An 18,787-nucleotide genomic window follows, 5' to 3' on the forward strand; every position below is an offset into this window, starting at 1 on the left:
TCGTGTCAGAATTCGGATATTTTCAACAAAAACCAGGGTTTTTGTTGAGTGATGCAACTAGGTGAGGATTAAATTACGAAAATTCGGCTTAATAAATAATGAAATAGTTCGTTTACATAATTTTTCATTTCCCAGGATATAATAAAATTGTTCGCGATTTTGCCGGATTTCAGATAAAAATATATTGACTACATTTTTAAGTGCTGATATAATTTATTATTTTGTTTGCGTATATTTGTAATTTGTGATATACTTAACTTAGTGAGGTGGACCGAAAATGCCAAAAACTCTAGCTGATATTAAAACTGCACTTGATTCAAACCTAGGTAAAAGATTGCTCTTAAAAGCAAACGGTGGAAGAAGAAAGACTGTAGAACGTTTTGGAACTTTGGCGGAAACTTATCCGGCTGTTTTTGTAATTGAGCTCGACCAAGACGAAAATGCGTTTGAAAGAGTATCTTACAGCTATGCGGATGTTTTAACGGAAACCGTAGAACTAACATTTTTAAACAAACAACAAGAGATTTAACTTAGACGAGGCAGCGAACAATTTTTGTTTGCTGCTTTTTGTTTTTTAAAAATATCCTGTGAGCTCCAATAAAGGCTTAAAAAGGATGTAATGAAATAGCGTATGATGCAAACACTAGGCATGTGACAGCATGTGAAAGGGGTTGTTTCGCTTGGGCAGGAAAAAAGGGATTATGTCAACCGATCTTAAAGAGGAATTGGCAAAAGAACTTGGATTTTACGATGTTGTCCAGAAAGAAGGCTGGGGAGGAATCCGGGCCAGGGACGCAGGAAACATGGTGAAACTTGCGATCGAAAAAGCGCAACGTCAATTGGTGAACAAAGAGTAAGATAAACACTTAATTGTATCATGCTGTCATACTGAAAGAAGCCAGACTCTTTATACAATGTATAGCCCTATTCATTTTTGCTTACATTGTAGATAAGGAGTCTGGTTTTTTTATGTATCGGTAAATGCTATATATGGATATGTAGCAAGTCTTTTGGGAAGCAGGAATGAGTTGATCTCCCATGTACCTACATGTGTCTATTCTCCTCTAAAGGTCATCTTAGCCTCATTACATTGAAATTACGGTGAAAAAACCTTTAGAATATAAACAAATATGATAGAATAGGACAAGAACTTTTAAGAACGTTAAAGTAGGTGGACATATTGAAGCTTATGGAAAAAGCCCCGGCTAAAATCAATTTGGCTTTGGATGTGCTTTTCAAACGGCCTGATGGGTATCATGAGGTGGAAATGATCATGACGACAGTCGACCTTGCCGATAGAATTGAACTAAAGGAAATTAAGGGAAATCATATTCAAATTCTATCCCATAATCGATTTGTTCCGGATGATCACCGGAATTTAGCTTATCAAGCCGCATTTATTCTAAAGGAACGTTTTGGTATCAATAAAGGTGTTTCTATAACCATAGAGAAAAATATACCTGTAGCTGCTGGACTTGCTGGTGGAAGCAGTGATGCTGCAGCTACCTTGAGAGGCTTAAATAGACTGTGGAAGCTTGGTCTTTCCATGGATGAACTTGCGGAAATAGGAGCTGAAATTGGCTCTGATGTTTCATTTTGTGTGTATGGAGGAACGGCATTGGCAAGAGGGCGCGGCGAAAAAATCACGCATCTCCCTGCACCGCCAAAATGCTGGGTCATCTTGGCCAAACCGACAATCGGCGTTTCGACTGCTGATATATACAAAAGGCTCCAAATTGCTAAAATGGATCACCCAGATGTACCTGGAATGATTTCGGCTATTAAGGAAAATAATTATCACGATGTATGTCAGGGTTTGGGCAATGTTCTAGAACAAGTGACATTGCAGTTATACCCAGAGGTTGCGAATATTAAAGATCAAATGAAAACATTTGGAGCAGATTCGGTCTTGATGAGCGGAAGTGGTCCGACCGTTTTTGGTTTGGTGGAGCATGATTCGCGGATGCAAAGAATTTATAATGGACTTCGGGGATTTTGTGATCAAGTCTATGCGGTCCGCTTATTAGGTGATCGAAACAATCTTGAATAGAAACGTACATTAGTGGTATAGTTGCTATATAATATTCGGAATTCACAAAGGGGGTGTCTCAATGAAATTTCGTCGCAGCGAGAGGCTAGTCGATATGACCAATTATTTATTAGAACATCCAGGGGAACTTGTTTCGCTGACTTATTTTGCTGAAAGGTATAGTTCGGCAAAATCCTCGATCAGTGAAGATTTGACAATCATCAAAGATACCTTTGAACAACGCGGGATAGGTTCTTTAACAACTGTTCCAGGTGCAGCAGGTGGAGTGAAGTATATTGTTTCCATCAAGGAAGCTGAAGTCAATACCTTCATTGACGGATTATGCGATACGATCGCTAGTCCCGAAAGGTTACTTCCTGGCGGCTATCTATATATGACAGACATATTAGGTCATCCACAAACCGTGAATAAGGTTGGAAGGATAATCGCTTCAATGTATGCCAAGAAAAATGTCTCTGTCATTATGACAATGGCAACTAAAGGGATATCATTAGCATACGCCGTGGCAAATTATTTGAATGTTCCAGTTGTCATTGTAAGTAGGAATAATAAAGTAACGGAAGGTTCTACAGTGAGCATCAATTATGTTTCAGGCTCTTCAAAGAGGATTCAGACGATGGTACTCTCTAAAAGAAGCTTGGTTGAGGGTTCGAATGTATTAATTGTAGATGATTTCATGAAGGCTGGGGGTACCATTAATGGTATGGTCAGTTTATTGGATGAATTTAAGGCAACAGTTGCCGGAATTGCGGTGCTGGTCGAATCCGAACATACTGAAGAATGTCTTGTCGAGGACTATGTTTCACTGATCAAGTTGACCCAGGTGGTCGAAAGAGACAAAAAAATCAATGTCAGTCGTGGGAATTATTTTTCGCAAAAGGAATAGGGGGAATCATTTCATGAAAACGATACATACGGATGAAGCACCGGCAGCGATCGGCCCATATTCACAAGGCGTGATCGTGGATAAGTTATTTTTCAGTTCAGGACAAATCCCTCTTACTGCTTCTGGTGAGATGGTAACAGGGAATGTTAAGGAACAGACACACCAGGTCTTTAAAAATCTCCAAGCTGTATTGAAAGAAGCGGGAGCCTCATTGGAAACTGTCATTAAAGCTACGGTATTCATTAAAAGCATGGACGATTTCGGTTCGATTAATGAAATATACGGAGAATATTTTTCAAGTCACAAACCTGCTCGCTCTTGTGTAGAGGTTGCCAGGCTTCCTAAAGATGCACTAGTGGAAATAGAAGTGGTTGCGCTCGTTAAATAAACGGGCGTTTTTTTGTGAATTTTTTTAAAGGGAATTTTCAATGGGCAATTTCCCTGTAATATAAGGGTGATTTTTAGTATTTTTGAAAACTAGGCTGAATTTTCTAAAAAACTTACAGATAATAGAAGGAGTTCACGTTTTTTTGTTGAATATGTACTTTAAGTTTTAACAACAACAAAAAGGGATGGTGAGCTTAAATGGAAGTAACTGACGTAAGATTACGCCGTGTGAATACGGATGGTCGTATGAGAGCTATCGCATCAATTACACTGGATAATGAATTTGTGGTTCATGATATTCGTGTAATCGACGGAAACAATGGTTTATTTGTAGCTATGCCAAGTAAACGAACTCCAGATGGAGAATTCCGGGATATCGCTCATCCAATCAATTCCTCGACACGCGGGAAAATTCAAGAAGCTGTCTTGACAGAATATCATCGATTGGGAGAACTTGAAACTGAATTAGAGGAAGCTGGAGCAGGAGCTTCTTAATTAACCTTGCCTTAAAACTTTAAATTTATAATTCGTGCACCTAGAGCCTACTTCATAAGTAGTGCTCTTTTTTATTTTATTCGGAAATGATAAGTTTAGAACTTATCCCCTTTTCAGACAGGAATCTGTTTAATTTGGCAGATAGTGTAATGATCACGGTGCTATCTTCAAAGGTTTAAGTACCCGACTTTTTTATTTTTTAAACCTTTTTTATTTATCCTTATATTGCCTCCCCAAAAAAGCGGGATGGACAGAATTGCATTAACGGAGTTTACTATACCTCTAATAACCTGAATATGAAATGGATCTGTAACTGAGTTTCGGAATGGGCATTAACAAAGGATGCAGTGGTTCCTAAAGGCATGTACATAGGGCATAATGCGATCAGGGTAGTGTTTTGGGATAATGAGGGTAGCTTGTGTTATAAAGGGGAGAAGACATGGTTTCTGTATTATGCCAATAATGAATTTAACATGAATCAGGCATATTATTCTTACTTGAATGATTTAAAAGAAGACTAAAAGGACCAATAAAAACGTTTTTAAGGCTGCGAAAATTTACCTTTGCGGTTGACAATTATATGTACTTTTAATTGTTACCTTGAAAAGAATCACTATTTGAGATAATATTTTCAGTGGATAAAAAGGTGAAAATGGAGGCCTGTTATGAGTAATCGCTATGCAATAATATTGGCCGCTGGGCAAGGTACTAGGATGAAATCTAAGCTTTATAAGGTTTTACACCCTGTTTGCGGAAAACCAATGGTACAACATGTCATCGATCAAGTCAATCAACTTCAAATAGAAGATATTGTAACAGTTATCGGCCATGGAGCTGAAAAAGTTCAAGAACAACTTGGTGATTCATGCGAGTATGCCTTACAAGATCAGCAATTAGGTACGGCACATGCTGTAATGCAAGCGGAAAGCGTTTTATCCGATAAAAGTGGAACGACCCTTGTTATTTGTGGTGATACGCCTTTGATCAAAGCAGAAACGATGAAAGAGCTTATAGCATTGCATGAGCAGAGTCAGGCGAAAGCAACAATCTTAACAGCATATGCAGATAACCCTGCTGGCTATGGAAGGGTCCTTCGCGGTGGAGGCGGACTTGTAGAAAAAATCGTCGAGCATAAGGATGCCACTGATGAAGAAAAATATGTTAAGGAAATAAATACCGGAACATATTGCTTCGATAACCAAGCATTATTTAGCGCGCTGAAAAAAGTTTCAAATGAAAATGTCCAGGGAGAATATTACTTACCGGATGTTATTGAAATTTTAAAACAAGAAGGCGAAGTGGTGACGGCCTTCCAATCAAGTGACTTCGAGGAGACATTAGGTGTAAATGACCGAGTGGCTTTATCGCAGGCTGAGCAAATTTTACGGAAACGCATCAATGAATCGCATATGAGGAATGGCGTAACAATCATCGATCCTCTTACTACGTTCATTGAAGCGGATGTGCAGATCGGACAGGATACGGTCATTAATCCTGGGTCATGCATAAAAGGAAATAGTATTATCGGGCAGGATTGTTTGATTGGCCCGAATACGGAAATCAAAAATTGTGAAATTGGTGATGGAACGGAAATCCTCCAATCGGTTGTACACGAAAGCAGTATTGGAAGTTCTGTTAAAATCGGTCCTTTTGCACATGTTAGACCTCAATCAGATATTCAGGATTTCGTTAAAATCGGTAATTTTGTAGAAATTAAAAAGACCGTTTTTGGCAAAGGAAGCAAGGCCTCCCATTTGAGTTATATTGGCGATGCAGAGGTTGGGGAGAATGTTAATATAGGCTGCGGATCTATTACCGTGAATTATGACGGGGAAAATAAACATTTGACGAAGATTGAAGACAATGTCTTCATAGGCTGCAATTCTAATCTTGTTGCACCTGTGACGATAGGAGAAGGTGCATATGTAGCTGCAGGGTCAACCATCACTCAAGATGTACCGCAGGAAGCTCTATCCGTTGCTCGGGCTCGTCAAGTTAATAAAGAAGATTATGTCAAGAAATTGAAATTTAATAAATAACCGACGGAGGTCAACATGTCAAATCAGTATTTAGATCCTAATTTAAAAGTATTCTCTTTAAATTCAAACTTCGATTTAGCTCAAGAAATTGCTGCTGCAATCGGTGTTGAGCTTGGAAAATGTAGCGTAACAAGTTTCAGTGACGGTGAAGTTCAGATTAATATTGAAGAAAGTATTCGTGGCTGTGACGTTTACGTAATCCAATCAACAAGTCAGCCAGTCAATGAAAATTTAATGGAACTTTTAATTATGATCGATGCTCTTAAACGTGCTTCAGCTAAAACGATCAATATCGTAATGCCATATTACGGTTATGCCCGACAAGATCGTAAAGCGCGTGCGCGTGAACCAATTACAGCTAAACTAGTTGCTAATCTTTTAGAGACAGCTGGTGCCCACCGTGTAATTACATTAGATCTTCACGCGCCACAAATTCAAGGTTTCTTCGATATTCTGATTGATCACCTTGTAGCTGTTCCGATCTTAGCGGATTTCTTCAAAGAAAAAGATTTAAGTGATATCGTCATCGTTTCTCCTGATCATGGTGGTGTAACACGTGCACGTAAAATGGCAGATCGCCTAAAAGCACCGATTGCCATTATCGATAAGCGCCGCCCAAGACCGAACGTGGCTGAAGTCATGAACATCATAGGTAATATTGAAGGGAAGACAGCTATCCTGATTGATGACATCATCGATACTGCAGGTACTATTACACTAGCGGCCAATGCACTTGTAGAGAATGGTGCTAAAGCAGTTTATGCTTGTTGTACACATCCGGTCCTTTCAGGTCCTGCCATCGAAAGGATTCAAAATTCAACAATCAAGGAATTGGTCGTAACTAACTCGATTGCCCTATCCGAAGATAAGAAAATCGATAAAATTGTGGGACTTTCTGTAGCACCGTTGATTGCAGAGGCAATTATTCGTGTCCATGAGGAACAATCAGTCAGCACATTATTCGATTGATAACAATAAAGTAACCAAAACACGGCGGGCCTTTGGGCTCGTCGTGTTTTGGTTCAAACCATTCTTTCGAAAATAATTAATTCATAGTTAAGTAGGTCATACAACTGAACGCCGACCGGACTACCGAAGGCTCCTTTTCAATTCCCATGGAACATTAGGCGTTTTTTGCCCTACTGTCATATTGGTGAAGAAAAGGAGCCTTTTATTTTAGATAAATAGTTCAAGAAGGGTGTGAATGAAATGTGTGGCGAGCATCCTCATGCTGATATTAAGTGCATATGCGGGGAGGAAAAAACAGTTCCAAAAAACGAAAGGGTCGGATAATGCCATTCGAATCGGTTATCAAAAATTCGGGTCGTTAATCTTTAAAAATCAACAGGGGAACTGGAAACGCATTTAAAACATATGGGATATACCGTCGATTGGACTCCAGCAGAACCCCGGCTACTTGAAACCTTGAATGTCCAGCCTGATTTTGGGCTTACAGGGGAGGCGCCACCGATATTTGGACAGGCAGCCAAAGCTTCACTTGTCTATATGGCTAAACAGCCAGCAAACCCTTCAGGAGAGGCTATCGTCGTGCAAAAGAATCACCCATTAAAAAATGTGAAAGATTAAGGGGAAGAAGGTTGGTTTGAATAAAGGCTTTGATGTTCGTCAAAAGCTTTGGAGGAAACTGCTCTCACCTCTTGGTATGCTTTGACGAGGATTGGCATCTAAAGCTGATTGAAGAACGATAGAGGAAAAAGGACTACTTGACTGCCTCGCTTGTTACAAATACTGCAGAAGCCGTACTGCTTTTAAGACCTAGTCCTATTAATCGGAAAAGGGGTCATGAATAAGGAAATCAATCTGCCGAGACCACGGCAAACGACAATATTCAAGAGTAGCTGTCCAAATACTTAACAGAGTCATGCAAGTTAGGGGCAAAATGGAAAACAAAGCGATTCACGCTTAAACCAAAAAAAAAGAATGAAAAAGTTTTTTACAGGAAATTCCTTTGTTTACCATATGTTTATACTGTTATTGTAGCCTTCAGTTTCTACCTTTCATGTTTAATGCCCCGCCATTTAGGGAAATGTTAAATATAGAGAAACTTGTAATTTATAATTAGGAAGGCGGAGGATGTATGAGTAATTTATTAGCTGCAAAGGAACGTACGGATTTAAAACAGTCCAATTTAAGGAATTTGAGGGAAAGCGGCGAAATCCCTGCGATAGTATATGGCAATCAAAATGACAGTACAGCCATTTCGGTCAATAATATTGAACTTCAAAAGACAATAAAGGAAATAGGCCGTAATGGTATCATTTCTTTGGACTTGGAAGGAACGAGTTATAAAGTTATGCTCTCTGACTATCAAAAGGATCCTATAAAGAACTTCATTTATCATGCAGACTTTTTAATTGTAGATATGTCCGCTCAATTACAGGCACAAGTTCGCATTAACCTTGTCGGTGTTTGTAAAGGCGTTAAAGACGGTGGTGTCCTTCAGCAGTCTCTTCATGAAGTGACGGTGACGGCTAAACCTAATGACATTCCTGAATCCATCGACGTTGACGTTACCGAACTACAGGTAGGGGATACAATCTACATATCTGATATCGAAACGAATCAGCAAGTTACTATCGACAATGATGGTGAAGAAGTTGTTGCATCTGTTTTGGCTCCTCGTCAGGAAGAGGAAATAGGTACAGGTGAACAGCAAGATGGAGGTATCCCTGAAAATGCAGAGGGCAGGGAGACAAAAGCGTCACCAGAGTCATGATGCCGGGATTAAACAAGTGAATCATGATATAATAGGCGTAGCTCTTAATGAGTTACGTCTTTTCAATCTCTGGATGCGTTTATTCAAACTGTGCCATTTTTAGGAATTGATTCCTTTAATTAGTGTTTATTTCTAATTAGTTCTCCGGTCGCTTGCAGTCCAGCTTGAAATTAGGGTACTATTTTTCTAAGGTCAATGATCTTGGAAAAAACTTCGTCCCAACGTAACTCCCTAAATAACCGTAATGACGGAGTGTGAATCATGAAAATTATTGTAGGGTTAGGGAACCCAGGTAAACAATACGAAAAAACCCGGCATAACGTCGGATTTGAAGTAATAGATGAGTTATCCAGAAAATGGTCGATCCCACTCGACCAAGCAAAACATAAGGGGATCTATGGTGTGGGAATGGTAAAGGGAGAGAAAGTTTTATTGCTTAAACCCTTAACCTACATGAATTTATCAGGAGAATCCATTTCGGCAGTCATGCATTTCTTTAAGGTGGATATCGCGGATGTAGTCATTATATATGATGACCTTGATTTGCCTCCAGGGAAGCTTCGCCTTCGTCAAAAAGGAAGTGCAGGCGGTCATAATGGGATAAAATCTTCAATTGCCCATTTGGGTACCCAAGAATTCAATCGAATCAGAATAGGCATTGGCCGCCCGATAGGCCGTATTCCAGTACCTGATTATGTATTAGGGCGTTTTACTCCTGAGGAATGGGATCATGTAGGGGCAACAATCGAAAAAAGCGCAGCTTCTTGTGAAGCCTGGATGGAAAAACCATTTATACAGGTCATGAACGAATATAACCAATAGGCAAAGAGTAGATATAAGTAAAGAATAATTCTTCCTGTTTCGCTGAATAAATCCCCTCTACTTTTGTACATACTAACACTATTACTTAAATAGGGGGTTACCGAAATGGCTCTCCATTATCGATGCCGACATTGCGGAACTAAACTGGGCTCAATCGAGGCACACTCACTGAGTACGGAGCAGTTAGGTTTTAATCAACTTACCGATGAAGAGCGACAAGAGATGATCGTTTATGATTCTGAAGGGGATATGCATGTAAGGGCGATATGTGAAGATTGTCATGAATCGCTGCAGAGAAACCCTGAATTATATGAAAACGATTATATTATTCATTAGCGGGAGAGGGCTTTGGACAAAATCCAAAGCATTTTTCCGTTTGTCTGGTTTACAAGGGCATATAAAATGAGAAAATTACCGTTAATAAAGAGGACGCTTGGTTTTAATGGCCAAGTTTAAATACAAGAGTTTCAAATGGTTTTCGCACGTTATAGAGGGGGGGAAAGAAAATGAATGGATTGCAAAACTTGTTCTCCAAACAAGATGATGTTCATTCGTTAATAGCCGGCATTGATGAAGGGCTTAAGGAACAAATCGTCTCTGGTCTGACAGGTTCCTCGAGATCACTTTTGCTGGCTTCCGTATATGAAAAGACGAATAGGCCGATTTTATTAGTTACCCATAATTTATTGCAAGCACAAAAATTCCATGAGGACTTATCCAGTTTCATTCCCGAGGAAGAATTATATATATATCCAGCCAATGAATTGATTGCGGCTGATTTGAGTGTGGCCAGTCCGGAATTAAGGGCCCAACGTATAGAGGCATTGAATTTTTGGGCGGAGGGGAAGAAAGGGATTGTCATTGCGCCGATTCCCGGGGTCCGTCGTGTGCTTCCTTCAAAGGATATTTGGAAGAGGCATCAGCTTACGTTCAATTTAGGGGAAGACATCGGGCTCGAACCAACGCTTAATAAATTCATTGCTATGGGGTATAACCGGTCTGAAATGGTTGCTTCTCCAGGTGAATTCAGTATCCGGGGCGGTATAATCGATATTTATCCGATCACGGAACCTAATCCAATACGAATTGAATTATTCGATACCGAAATAGATTCAATAAGGACCTTTTCAAGCGAAGATCAGCGATCCATCGAGAAACTCAAGAAAGTGACGATCGGTCCCGTCAGTGAGGCTTTACTAGAGACAGAGCACATCGAAAGAATCATAACAAGGCTTGAGAGTGGATTAAGTAAAAGCTTGAAGAAGCTTAAAGATGAGAAAACCAAGGAACAACTGGTTCAAACGATCAGCTATGAACTTGAGCAGCTGAAAATGGGAAATAAACCAGACCAAATTTTTAAATACTTAAGTTTAGCTTATGAAGATCCAGCTAGTTTAATAGATTATTTACCTGTAAATGGTTTGGTTTTCTTAGATGAAATCAGTCGAATCCAGGAAATCAATGATTCTTTGGAAAAGGAAGAGGCTGGTTGGTACACTGACCTTTTAAGTCAGGGACAGATTATCCATGACATAAAGTTGGCTCATCCCATGCAGGAATTAATAATGAAATCCAGCAGGCCGTTTGTATACCTTTCATTATTTTTACGGCATGTACCGCATACGAATCCTCAGAATATCCTGAATTTTGCCAGTAAACAAATGCAAAATTTCCACGGCCAGATGAATGTGTTCAAAGCTGAACTGGAACGGTGGAAAAAAGGGAAATTTACAGTCGTCATACTTGGACAGGATGATGAACGGGTAAAAAAACTGCATTCGGTTTTAGCCGATTATGATATAGAGGCCGCAGAACTGTTTGATGCGAACAGCATTCTTCCAGGTAAAGTACAGATTTTACGCGGCAGTTTAAATAGCGGCTTTGAATTACCCATGCAGAAATTCTGTATCATTACGGAAACGGAATTGTTTAATAAGAAGTCAAAGAAATCGACACGGAGACAGAAACTATCGAATGCGGAGCGAATCAAGAGTTATTCCGAACTTAAGATCGGTGACTATGTCGTTCATGTTAACCATGGTATCGGGAAATATTTAGGGATTGAAACCCTTACGATAAATGGGGTCCATAAAGATTACCTGAATATTCGTTATCAAGCGGATGACAAATTGTATGTTCCTGTTGACCAAATTGATCTTGTCCAAAAATATGTCGGTTCAGAAGGGAAAGAACCGAAGCTATATAAGCTAGGCGGAACGGAATGGAAACGTGTCAAAAGCAAGGTTCAATCATCAGTTGAAAACATTGCTGATGATTTAATCAAGTTATATGCAGAAAGGGAAGCGGCAAAGGGCTATGCTTTTTCACCTGATGGTGATATGCAGAGAGAGTTCGAAACTTCATTTGCTTATAATGAAACGGAAGATCAATTACGTTCTATAGTCGAAATCAAAAAGGATATGGAACGGGAACGGCCGATGGATCGTTTATTATGCGGCGATGTCGGATATGGGAAGACTGAGGTGGCCATCCGTGCCGCTTTTAAGGCCATTATGGATGGCAAGCAAGTTGCCTTTCTTGTTCCGACCACAATCCTCGCCCAGCAGCATTATGAAACATTAAGGGAGCGTTTTCAGGATTATCCCATTTCGATTGGTCATATGAGCCGTTTCCGGAGTAAAAAACAGCAAACGGAGACGATTAAAGGATTGAAGGCCGGCACGGTGGATATTGTGGTAGGCACGCATAGGATTTTATCCAAAGATATCGTGTACCGCGATTTGGGATTGCTTATCATAGATGAAGAACAGCGCTTTGGCGTTACACATAAGGAGAAGATCAAACGGTTAAAAACAAATGTGGATGTACTGACTTTGACTGCGACGCCGATTCCAAGGACCCTTCATATGTCCATGTTGGGCGTGAGGGACTTGTCCGTTATCGAAACACCTCCTGAGAATCGCTTCCCGATTCAAACTTATGTGATGGAGTATAATGGCTCGTTGGTAACGGAAGCGATAGAACGGGAGTTGGCCAGGGATGGCCAGGTTTATTTCCTATACAATCGGGTAGAGGATATAGCAAGAAAAGCAGAAGAAATTTCCATGTTAGTACCCGATGCCCGTGTGACATTTGCTCATGGGCAAATGTCAGAGCAAGAGCTGGAAGCCGTCATGTTTGGCTTTTTAGAGGGTGAATACGATGTTTTGGTAAGTACAACCATTATTGAGACAGGTGTCGATATCCCGAATGTAAATACACTAATAGTGAATGAAGCAGATAGAATGGGACTTTCGCAGCTCTATCAGCTACGTGGCCGTGTAGGGCGATCCAATCGGGTGGCATATGCATTCTTTACTTATAGGAAAGATAAAGTATTGACGGAAGTCGCAGAAAAACGTCTCCAATCCATTAAGGAATTTACAGAATTGGGTTCAGGGTTCAAAATTGCGATGCGTGATTTATCCATCAGGGGAGCTGGAAATATTCTAGGGGCTCAACAACACGGCTTCATCGATTCGGTTGGTTTTGATTTGTACTCACAAATGTTGAAAGAAGCGGTGGATGCAAAACGTAATGATCAACCAGTCGAAGAAAAGAACACCCTTGAAATTGACGTTGAAGTGGATGCATATATACCTGATGCCTACATAATGGATGGACATCAGAAAATAGAAATGTATAAAAGGTTCAGGGGCATTACCTCACTTGAAGAAGTGGAAGAATTACAAGATGAAATGCTCGATCGTTTCGGAGAGTATCCCGAAGAAGTCGCCTATCTATTCATGATCGCCGAGATGAAGGTATATGCTGAAAAAGCTGGAATTGAAAGCATTAAACAATTGAAGCAGGAAATCAGCATTCTTATTAGGGAAAAGGCAAGCAGCGATGTGGATGGACAAAAGGTGTTTGAGCTGGGATCGAAGTATGGCCGTATGGTTGGCTTTGGCATGGACGGCAATCGAATGAAGCTGGTCCTGCACATAAAAGGCGTAGAACAAAGCAAATGGCTTAATATCCTATTTGAGATGGCCAAGGGCTTACAGCATGTAAAAAAAGAGACTCAAGCCACAAAGAACTAAAAGTGAATGATTATCCTCTTGAAGAAATGTTTTTTGAGATACCATGGTAAAAGAGTGCAACGAAAAGAAAAATTTTTTCAAAGTGCATAGAACTTACCATTAGAAAAATACTAAGTACAATAGCTGGTGATGATTTTGCTACAAAAAGAGGATTTATCAAATCAATTAGATGAAAGTGAGGCAACATTAGATGAAAGCAACTGGTATCGTTCGCCGAATTGATGATTTAGGAAGAGTCGTCATCCCGAAAGAAATTCGAAGGACCCTCCGTATTCGTGAAGGGGATCCATTGGAAATCTTTGTAGACAGAGACGGAGAAGTCATCTTAAAGAAATATTCTCCTATTAGTGAATTAGGCGATTTTGCAAGAGAATATGCAGAAGCACTTTATGATAGCCTTGGAAACCCAGTTATGATTTGTGACAGGGATACTTACATTGCAGTGGCAGGTGGCTCCAAAAAAGAATACTTAAATAAAAGCGTTAGTGAACTAGTGGAAAAAATCATGGAAGAAAGAAATCCTGTTTTGGAATCTCCGAATGGACAAATATCCTTCGTTGATTCAAATGACGAAGAGGTCCAATCATATACTGCAGCTCCGATCATTGCGAGTGGCGACCCGATTGGTGCCGTCTTGATTTTCTCTAAAGAAGGTACAATTGGAGAAGTGGAACAGAAATCGGTTGAAACAGCAGCAAGTTTTCTAGCTAGACAAATGGAACAGTAAGTTTGGACATGCCATTATATTTTTAGATGTGGAAAGGGCAGCAATCGCTGCCCTTTTTGCTCTTTATTAAACGGATTGGGGAGGACAATAAAAAGGAGGAGTATTTTCTCGAGGTGAATATGGGAATTAATTAACAGTATGGTTACAAATGAAAATTAACCACTTGAATTATGCTATAATAACTACCACATATGAGTGAAAAGGGGAAAAAGAATGGCTGAAAAGCCTAATAAAACTTCAAATGAACTTTTTCGAGGTGCGCTGATCCTGAGCGTAGCAGCTATTATCGTTAAAGTTTTGAGCGCGGCATATCGCATACCTTATCAGAACATAGCAGGCGACATCGGGTTTTATATCTATCAGCAGGTATATCCCTTCTACGGTGTTGCTTTTACATTATCAACACTTGGCTTCCCTGTTGTCATATCCAAATTGATCGCAGAGCGGGAGTCCTCAAAAAATGATTTTGCGGTCAAGGACATTTTAGTCACCTCATTCGTCGTCTTAAGTTCGATAGGAATCATGATGTTTGCTGCACTGTTTCTTGGCGCAGATTGGATTGCCGGATGGATGAAGGATCCGAATTTAGCCAGTCTGCTAAGAATCACTGCCTATTCCTATTTATTAATGCCGATTTCATCCGTATTAAGAGGGTATTTTCAAGGAATAAACGACATGATACCTACGGCGAGTTCGCAGGTCGCTGAACAATGTATCCGTGTATTGACGATACTGGTGCTTTCCACAATATTCGTGAATCAGGGCTACTCTCATTATGTGGTCGGTAAGGGGGCGGTTTTCGGTTCGATTACTGGCGGCATAACTGGCCTGGTACTGCTTATTGTTTTCGTAATTTTAAAAGAAGAATGGAAGCTTTTTTTACGAATGAATATCAAACCGGTAAATTTCATCAAGATTTCCAAAGTCCTGGTTTTTCAAGGGTTGGCATTTTGCATAACTGGCTTGATCCTTATCTTGTTTCAGTTTGTTGATTCACTGCACCTGTATTCGCTACTAAGGGATACGGGGATGGGGGAAAAGGAAGCTAAAGAATGGAAAGGGGTATATGACCGTGGACAGCCATTGCTTCAGCTAGGGACAGTCGTGGCTAATTCTTTTGCATTGGCGCTTGTACCTGTAATATCTGGATTTGTTAAGAAGAAAAGTGAACAAGAATTACTCAATAAGATTAAATTGGCGCTGCGTGTAAGTACGACAATTGGACTTGCTGCTGCGATTGGACTGTTAGTAACGATTAAGCCGGTCAATCAAATGCTGTTCACGGATGCCAAAGGAACAATTACTTTAGCAATTTTCTCCTTATCGATTTTATTCACATCCATCATAATGGCAGAAGCGGCAGTGCTTCAAAGTTTAGGTTACTCGTTTGTGCCGGTGATCATTACGATTATAGGGGTGGGTAGCAAGTGGGCTTTGAACCTTGTTCTTGTGCCCCATTACAAAACCGCGGGAGCAGCCTCGGCAACCGTACTTGCATTTATGATCATGACTGCATTATTTTATACGGTATTGAGAGTACATATTAAAAAGACATTAATTGAAAGGAAGTACCTGTTAATAATTTTGAAGAGTACGGTTTACATGGGTACGGCGGTTCTTTTATTCAATGCCTTATTCCAATTGATGTTTTCAGGTGAGAGCCGAATGTTAGCTACGATCCAAGCACTGATCGGTGTAGGGATCGGTGCAGCCGTTTTTGTGATGACCGCCATTCGTGCAGGTTTATTTGGTGAAGAAGAACTTTCACTTATACCTGCTGGATCAAAGCTTAAACGATTTATAATAACGAATAGGAGTATACGAGATGAATGAGATTACGATAATAGGCCTTGGTGCAGGAGATTTAGATCAGCTTCCGCTAGGGATTTATAAAAAATTGACACAAACTGAACAATGCTTCGTCAGAACGATAGATCATCCTGTAATCGGGGATTTGAAAAGGGAAGGCATCAATTTCACGGCATTTGACGAGATATATGAAAAGCACGACCAATTTGAAGCGGTATATGAAGAGATTGCTGAAACACTATTACAGGAGGCTTCAAGCCGTTCCGTTCTTTACGCGGTTCCGGGGCATCCAATGGTTGCGGAAAAAACGGTTCAGCTTTTGCTCGAAGAGGGTCCGTCTCTTGGAATAGCCATTAAGCTAGAAGGCGGTCAAAGTTTTCTTGATCCCTTGTTTCAGGCTGTTCAGATCGATCCGATTGAAGGGTTCCAGCTTTTGGATGGTACAGATCTTTCTCCGGATGATTTGCACATTACCCAGCACATGATAATCGGGCAGGTGTATGATGCTTTCAGCGCGTCCAATGTGAAGTTGACTTTAATGGAAAAGCTTCCGGATGACTACGAGGTATATATCGTCACAGCGGCAGGCAGCAGTCAGGAAAAAGTGACAAAGTGCGCACTGTTCGAACTCGACCGTCAGATGGAGTTAAGTAACTTGACGAGTGTTTATGTCCCGCCTGTTAGAGAAGAAGCGTTACGGTATCGGGAGTTTTCTAAATTGCGGCAGGTCATTGCAGAACTTAGAGGTCCTGGCGGATGCCCTTGGGATAAGAAACAGACTCATGAAAGCTTGAAGAAATATTTAATAGAAGAGGCATACGAGCTTATTGATTCCATAGATGAAGAGGACGATGAGGGCATGGTTGGTGAACTTGGGGATGTACTCCTTCAGGTGATGCTTCATTCTCAAATCGGCGAAGATGAGGGAATGTTCACGGTGGATGATGTGATTGAAGGCATTACTGCAAAAATGATTCGGCGCCACCCTCATGTGTTCGGGGATGTTGAGGTGAATGGCGAGGAAGATGTATTAGTGAACTGGCAGAAAATCAAAGAAGATGAGAAAGGGAGCGAAACAAAGGCTTCAATTTCCATTCTGGATGGTATTGAGAAATCGCTGCCAAACTTAATTCGGGCAGAAGAGTACCAAAAAAGGGCTGCGAAGGTTGGATTTGATTGGGATGAGGTTTCCGAAGCGTGGAAAAAGGTTATAGAAGAAGTGCAGGAATTAGAAGAGGAAATATTAAGCCCGAATCGGGATGTCGAAAGAATTAAATCAGAGCTGGGCGACCTCTTTTTTGCGCTTGTCAACATTTCACGATATTATGACATACAAGCAGAAGAAGCCGTCTACAAAGCAAACCAGAAATTTCACCAGCGTTTTACATATATAGAAGAGAGCATTCAAAGGGCAGACAAAAAGTTTGAGGATTATACATTAGAAGAACTGGATTCATATTGGGATGAGGCAAAAGCTAAAGGACTTTAATTAAGGGAGAGATTTGAATGTCGATGAGATTGGATAAATTCCTAAAAGTTTCAAGGTTGATCAAACGCCGCACACTTGCGAAGGAAGTTGCGGATAAAGGGAGAATCACGATTAACGGACAACAGGCAAAAGCAAGTTCGAGTGTTAAAGATGGTGATGAATTAACTGTACGATTCGGTCAAAAGCTGGTTACTGTGCGAGTCGATAAAATTCAAGAAACGACGAAAAAAGAAGCGGCTGCAGATATGTATTCCATCATAAAGGAAGAGAAGCTAGCAGAGGAGTAAGGACAGGCTTGGTTCTAATTCCCTTCTTACGGACATACACTTGTACAAAATCAGTGGTACTGTGAGGGATGAAAAAATGAGCCAATATATTGATCCGAATGCTGGTTACACAAAGGGAACGATCCAAGAGCATGATGTAACGATGAAAGGCCGCCGTTTACTTGATATTACCGGTGTCAAACAAGTGGAAAGCTTTGATAATGAAGAGTTTTTGCTAGAAACATCAATGGGATTCTTATCTATCCGAGGCCAAAACTTGCAAATGAAGAATTTAGACGTTGATAAAGGCATCGTTTCCATTAAGGGAAAGATTTTCGACCTCGTTTATTTAGATGAGCAATCAGGGGAGAAGGCTAAAGGCTTCTTTGGCAAATTGTTCAAATGACCTTAACGACCCAATTTTATACGTTGCTTGCGATGATAGGCATGGGCAGTGCCTTTGGGGCTGCCCTGGATACGTATAGCCGGTTCCTGAAGCGTTCAGAAAGGAAAAGGTGGATTGTATTCATCCATGATTTCCTTTTCTGGATCATTCAGGGTCTCCTTATTTTTTATGTTTTGTTTTTAGTGAATGAGGGAGAATTTCGCCTCTATTTATTTTTGGCCTTATTATGCGGTTTTTCAGCTTATCAAGCACTTTTCAAAGGGTTCTATCAACGTTTTTTAGAGCTTTTGATAATACTGGTGATAAAGTTGGCGAGATTTATAACTGATGCGGTTCAAATGCTGATATTTCTTCCGATAAAATGGTTAATAGTATCTGTAATAGCCATTATTATCGGGATAGGTAAGTTCGTTTTAGCATTACTAAAATGGGCGGGGAAAATACTTCTCTTTATTTTAAATATTTTCTGGAGGCCATTAAAATGGATTCTGACCTATATATGGAATTTATTGCCGGTTTTTGTTACGAAAAACGTCGGGAAGTTTTATAATAAAGGAAAAGGGATTTTATTGAAAATAAAGAATTCTATAAATAGAACGCTAAATAGATGGAGAACTAAAAAGAAATGAGG

The 18,787-nt window shown here is 40.2% G+C and carries 20 protein-coding genes; all 20 read left to right on the forward strand.

Going from position 1 to position 18,787, the window contains the following annotated elements; translation table 11 throughout:
- Positions 1–277: 277 nt before the first annotated feature.
- The 20 genes from veg to yabQ all read left to right on the forward strand — a co-directional run bounded on the left by veg (position 278) and on the right by yabQ (position 18,785).
- Entirely contained in the window at positions 278–529 is a 252-nt protein-coding gene (veg, locus tag AC1DVK_RS18425) for a biofilm formation stimulator Veg (RefSeq protein WP_061440325.1), read from the forward strand.
- Between the two features lie 151 nt (positions 530–680).
- Positions 681–857 carry a small, acid-soluble spore protein, alpha/beta type gene (locus tag AC1DVK_RS18430; RefSeq protein ID WP_477627087.1) on the forward strand — a complete coding sequence of 59 codons (177 nt, stop codon included), beginning with the start codon at positions 681–683 and terminating at the stop codon, positions 855–857.
- 323 nt (positions 858–1,180) lie between these two features.
- A complete protein-coding gene (gene ispE, locus AC1DVK_RS18435; protein WP_477627088.1) occupies positions 1,181–2,050 on the forward strand; it encodes a 4-(cytidine 5'-diphospho)-2-C-methyl-D-erythritol kinase in 870 nt (289 codons plus the stop codon).
- 61 nt (positions 2,051–2,111) lie between these two features.
- Positions 2,112–2,936, forward strand: coding sequence for a pur operon repressor (gene purR / locus AC1DVK_RS18440; RefSeq protein WP_061440328.1), 825 nt, complete (start codon positions 2,112–2,114; stop codon positions 2,934–2,936).
- Between the two features lie 13 nt (positions 2,937–2,949).
- Positions 2,950–3,324, forward strand: coding sequence for a RidA family protein (locus AC1DVK_RS18445; RefSeq protein ID WP_061440329.1), 375 nt, complete (start codon positions 2,950–2,952; stop codon positions 3,322–3,324).
- Between the two features lie 197 nt (positions 3,325–3,521).
- Positions 3,522–3,818, forward strand: a complete 297-nt coding sequence (spoVG, locus tag AC1DVK_RS18450) for a septation regulator SpoVG (RefSeq protein ID WP_034316332.1) — start codon at positions 3,522–3,524, stop codon at positions 3,816–3,818.
- 665 nt (positions 3,819–4,483) lie between these two features.
- Positions 4,484–5,857, forward strand: a complete 1,374-nt coding sequence (gene glmU, locus AC1DVK_RS18455) for a bifunctional UDP-N-acetylglucosamine diphosphorylase/glucosamine-1-phosphate N-acetyltransferase GlmU (RefSeq protein WP_477627089.1) — start codon at positions 4,484–4,486, stop codon at positions 5,855–5,857.
- A 15-nt stretch (positions 5,858–5,872) separates the two neighbouring features.
- Positions 5,873–6,826, forward strand: a complete 954-nt coding sequence (locus AC1DVK_RS18460; RefSeq protein WP_061440331.1) for a ribose-phosphate diphosphokinase — start codon at positions 5,873–5,875, stop codon at positions 6,824–6,826.
- Between the two features lie 235 nt (positions 6,827–7,061).
- Positions 7,062–7,226 carry a hypothetical protein gene (locus AC1DVK_RS18465; protein ID WP_176432011.1) on the forward strand — a complete coding sequence of 55 codons (165 nt, stop codon included), beginning with the start codon at positions 7,062–7,064 and terminating at the stop codon, positions 7,224–7,226.
- Between the two features lie 5 nt (positions 7,227–7,231).
- Positions 7,232–7,444: a type 2 periplasmic-binding domain-containing protein gene (locus AC1DVK_RS18470; protein WP_410863130.1), complete on the forward strand. Its 213-nt coding sequence runs from the start codon at positions 7,232–7,234 to the stop codon at positions 7,442–7,444.
- A 511-nt stretch (positions 7,445–7,955) separates the two neighbouring features.
- Positions 7,956–8,594 carry a 50S ribosomal protein L25/general stress protein Ctc gene (locus tag AC1DVK_RS18475; RefSeq protein ID WP_061440333.1) on the forward strand — a complete coding sequence of 213 codons (639 nt, stop codon included), beginning with the start codon at positions 7,956–7,958 and terminating at the stop codon, positions 8,592–8,594.
- Between the two features lie 261 nt (positions 8,595–8,855).
- Positions 8,856–9,416, forward strand: a complete 561-nt coding sequence (pth, locus tag AC1DVK_RS18480; RefSeq protein ID WP_061440334.1) for an aminoacyl-tRNA hydrolase — start codon at positions 8,856–8,858, stop codon at positions 9,414–9,416.
- 105 nt (positions 9,417–9,521) lie between these two features.
- A complete protein-coding gene (locus tag AC1DVK_RS18485; protein WP_061440335.1) occupies positions 9,522–9,752 on the forward strand; it encodes an anti-sigma-F factor Fin family protein in 231 nt (76 codons plus the stop codon).
- A gap of 170 nt (positions 9,753–9,922) precedes the next feature.
- Positions 9,923–13,459, forward strand: a complete 3,537-nt coding sequence (gene mfd, locus AC1DVK_RS18490; RefSeq protein WP_477627090.1) for a transcription-repair coupling factor — start codon at positions 9,923–9,925, stop codon at positions 13,457–13,459.
- Positions 13,460–13,649: 190 nt separating this feature from the next.
- Positions 13,650–14,186: a stage V sporulation protein T gene (gene spoVT, locus AC1DVK_RS18495; protein WP_061144055.1), complete on the forward strand. Its 537-nt coding sequence runs from the start codon at positions 13,650–13,652 to the stop codon at positions 14,184–14,186.
- Between the two features lie 213 nt (positions 14,187–14,399).
- Positions 14,400–16,019, forward strand: a complete 1,620-nt coding sequence (locus AC1DVK_RS18500) for a putative polysaccharide biosynthesis protein (RefSeq protein ID WP_410863125.1) — start codon at positions 14,400–14,402, stop codon at positions 16,017–16,019.
- Positions 16,012–17,484 carry a bifunctional methyltransferase/pyrophosphohydrolase YabN gene (gene yabN / locus AC1DVK_RS18505; protein ID WP_410863124.1) on the forward strand — a complete coding sequence of 491 codons (1,473 nt, stop codon included), beginning with the start codon at positions 16,012–16,014 and terminating at the stop codon, positions 17,482–17,484. The genes AC1DVK_RS18500 and yabN overlap by 8 nt, the downstream gene beginning before the upstream one ends.
- A 23-nt stretch (positions 17,485–17,507) precedes the next feature.
- A complete protein-coding gene (locus tag AC1DVK_RS18510; RefSeq protein ID WP_061465928.1) occupies positions 17,508–17,771 on the forward strand; it encodes an RNA-binding S4 domain-containing protein in 264 nt (87 codons plus the stop codon).
- 76 nt (positions 17,772–17,847) lie between these two features.
- Positions 17,848–18,156, forward strand: a complete 309-nt coding sequence (gene yabP / locus AC1DVK_RS18515; protein ID WP_053348985.1) for a sporulation protein YabP — start codon at positions 17,848–17,850, stop codon at positions 18,154–18,156.
- Positions 18,153–18,785: a spore cortex biosynthesis protein YabQ gene (yabQ, locus tag AC1DVK_RS18520; RefSeq protein WP_284469088.1), complete on the forward strand. Its 633-nt coding sequence runs from the start codon at positions 18,153–18,155 to the stop codon at positions 18,783–18,785. Before yabP ends, yabQ begins: the two co-directional genes overlap by 4 nt.
- Positions 18,786–18,787 lie beyond the last annotated feature (2 nt).

It is taken from the genome of Peribacillus sp. P4_B1 (assembly GCF_056402395.1).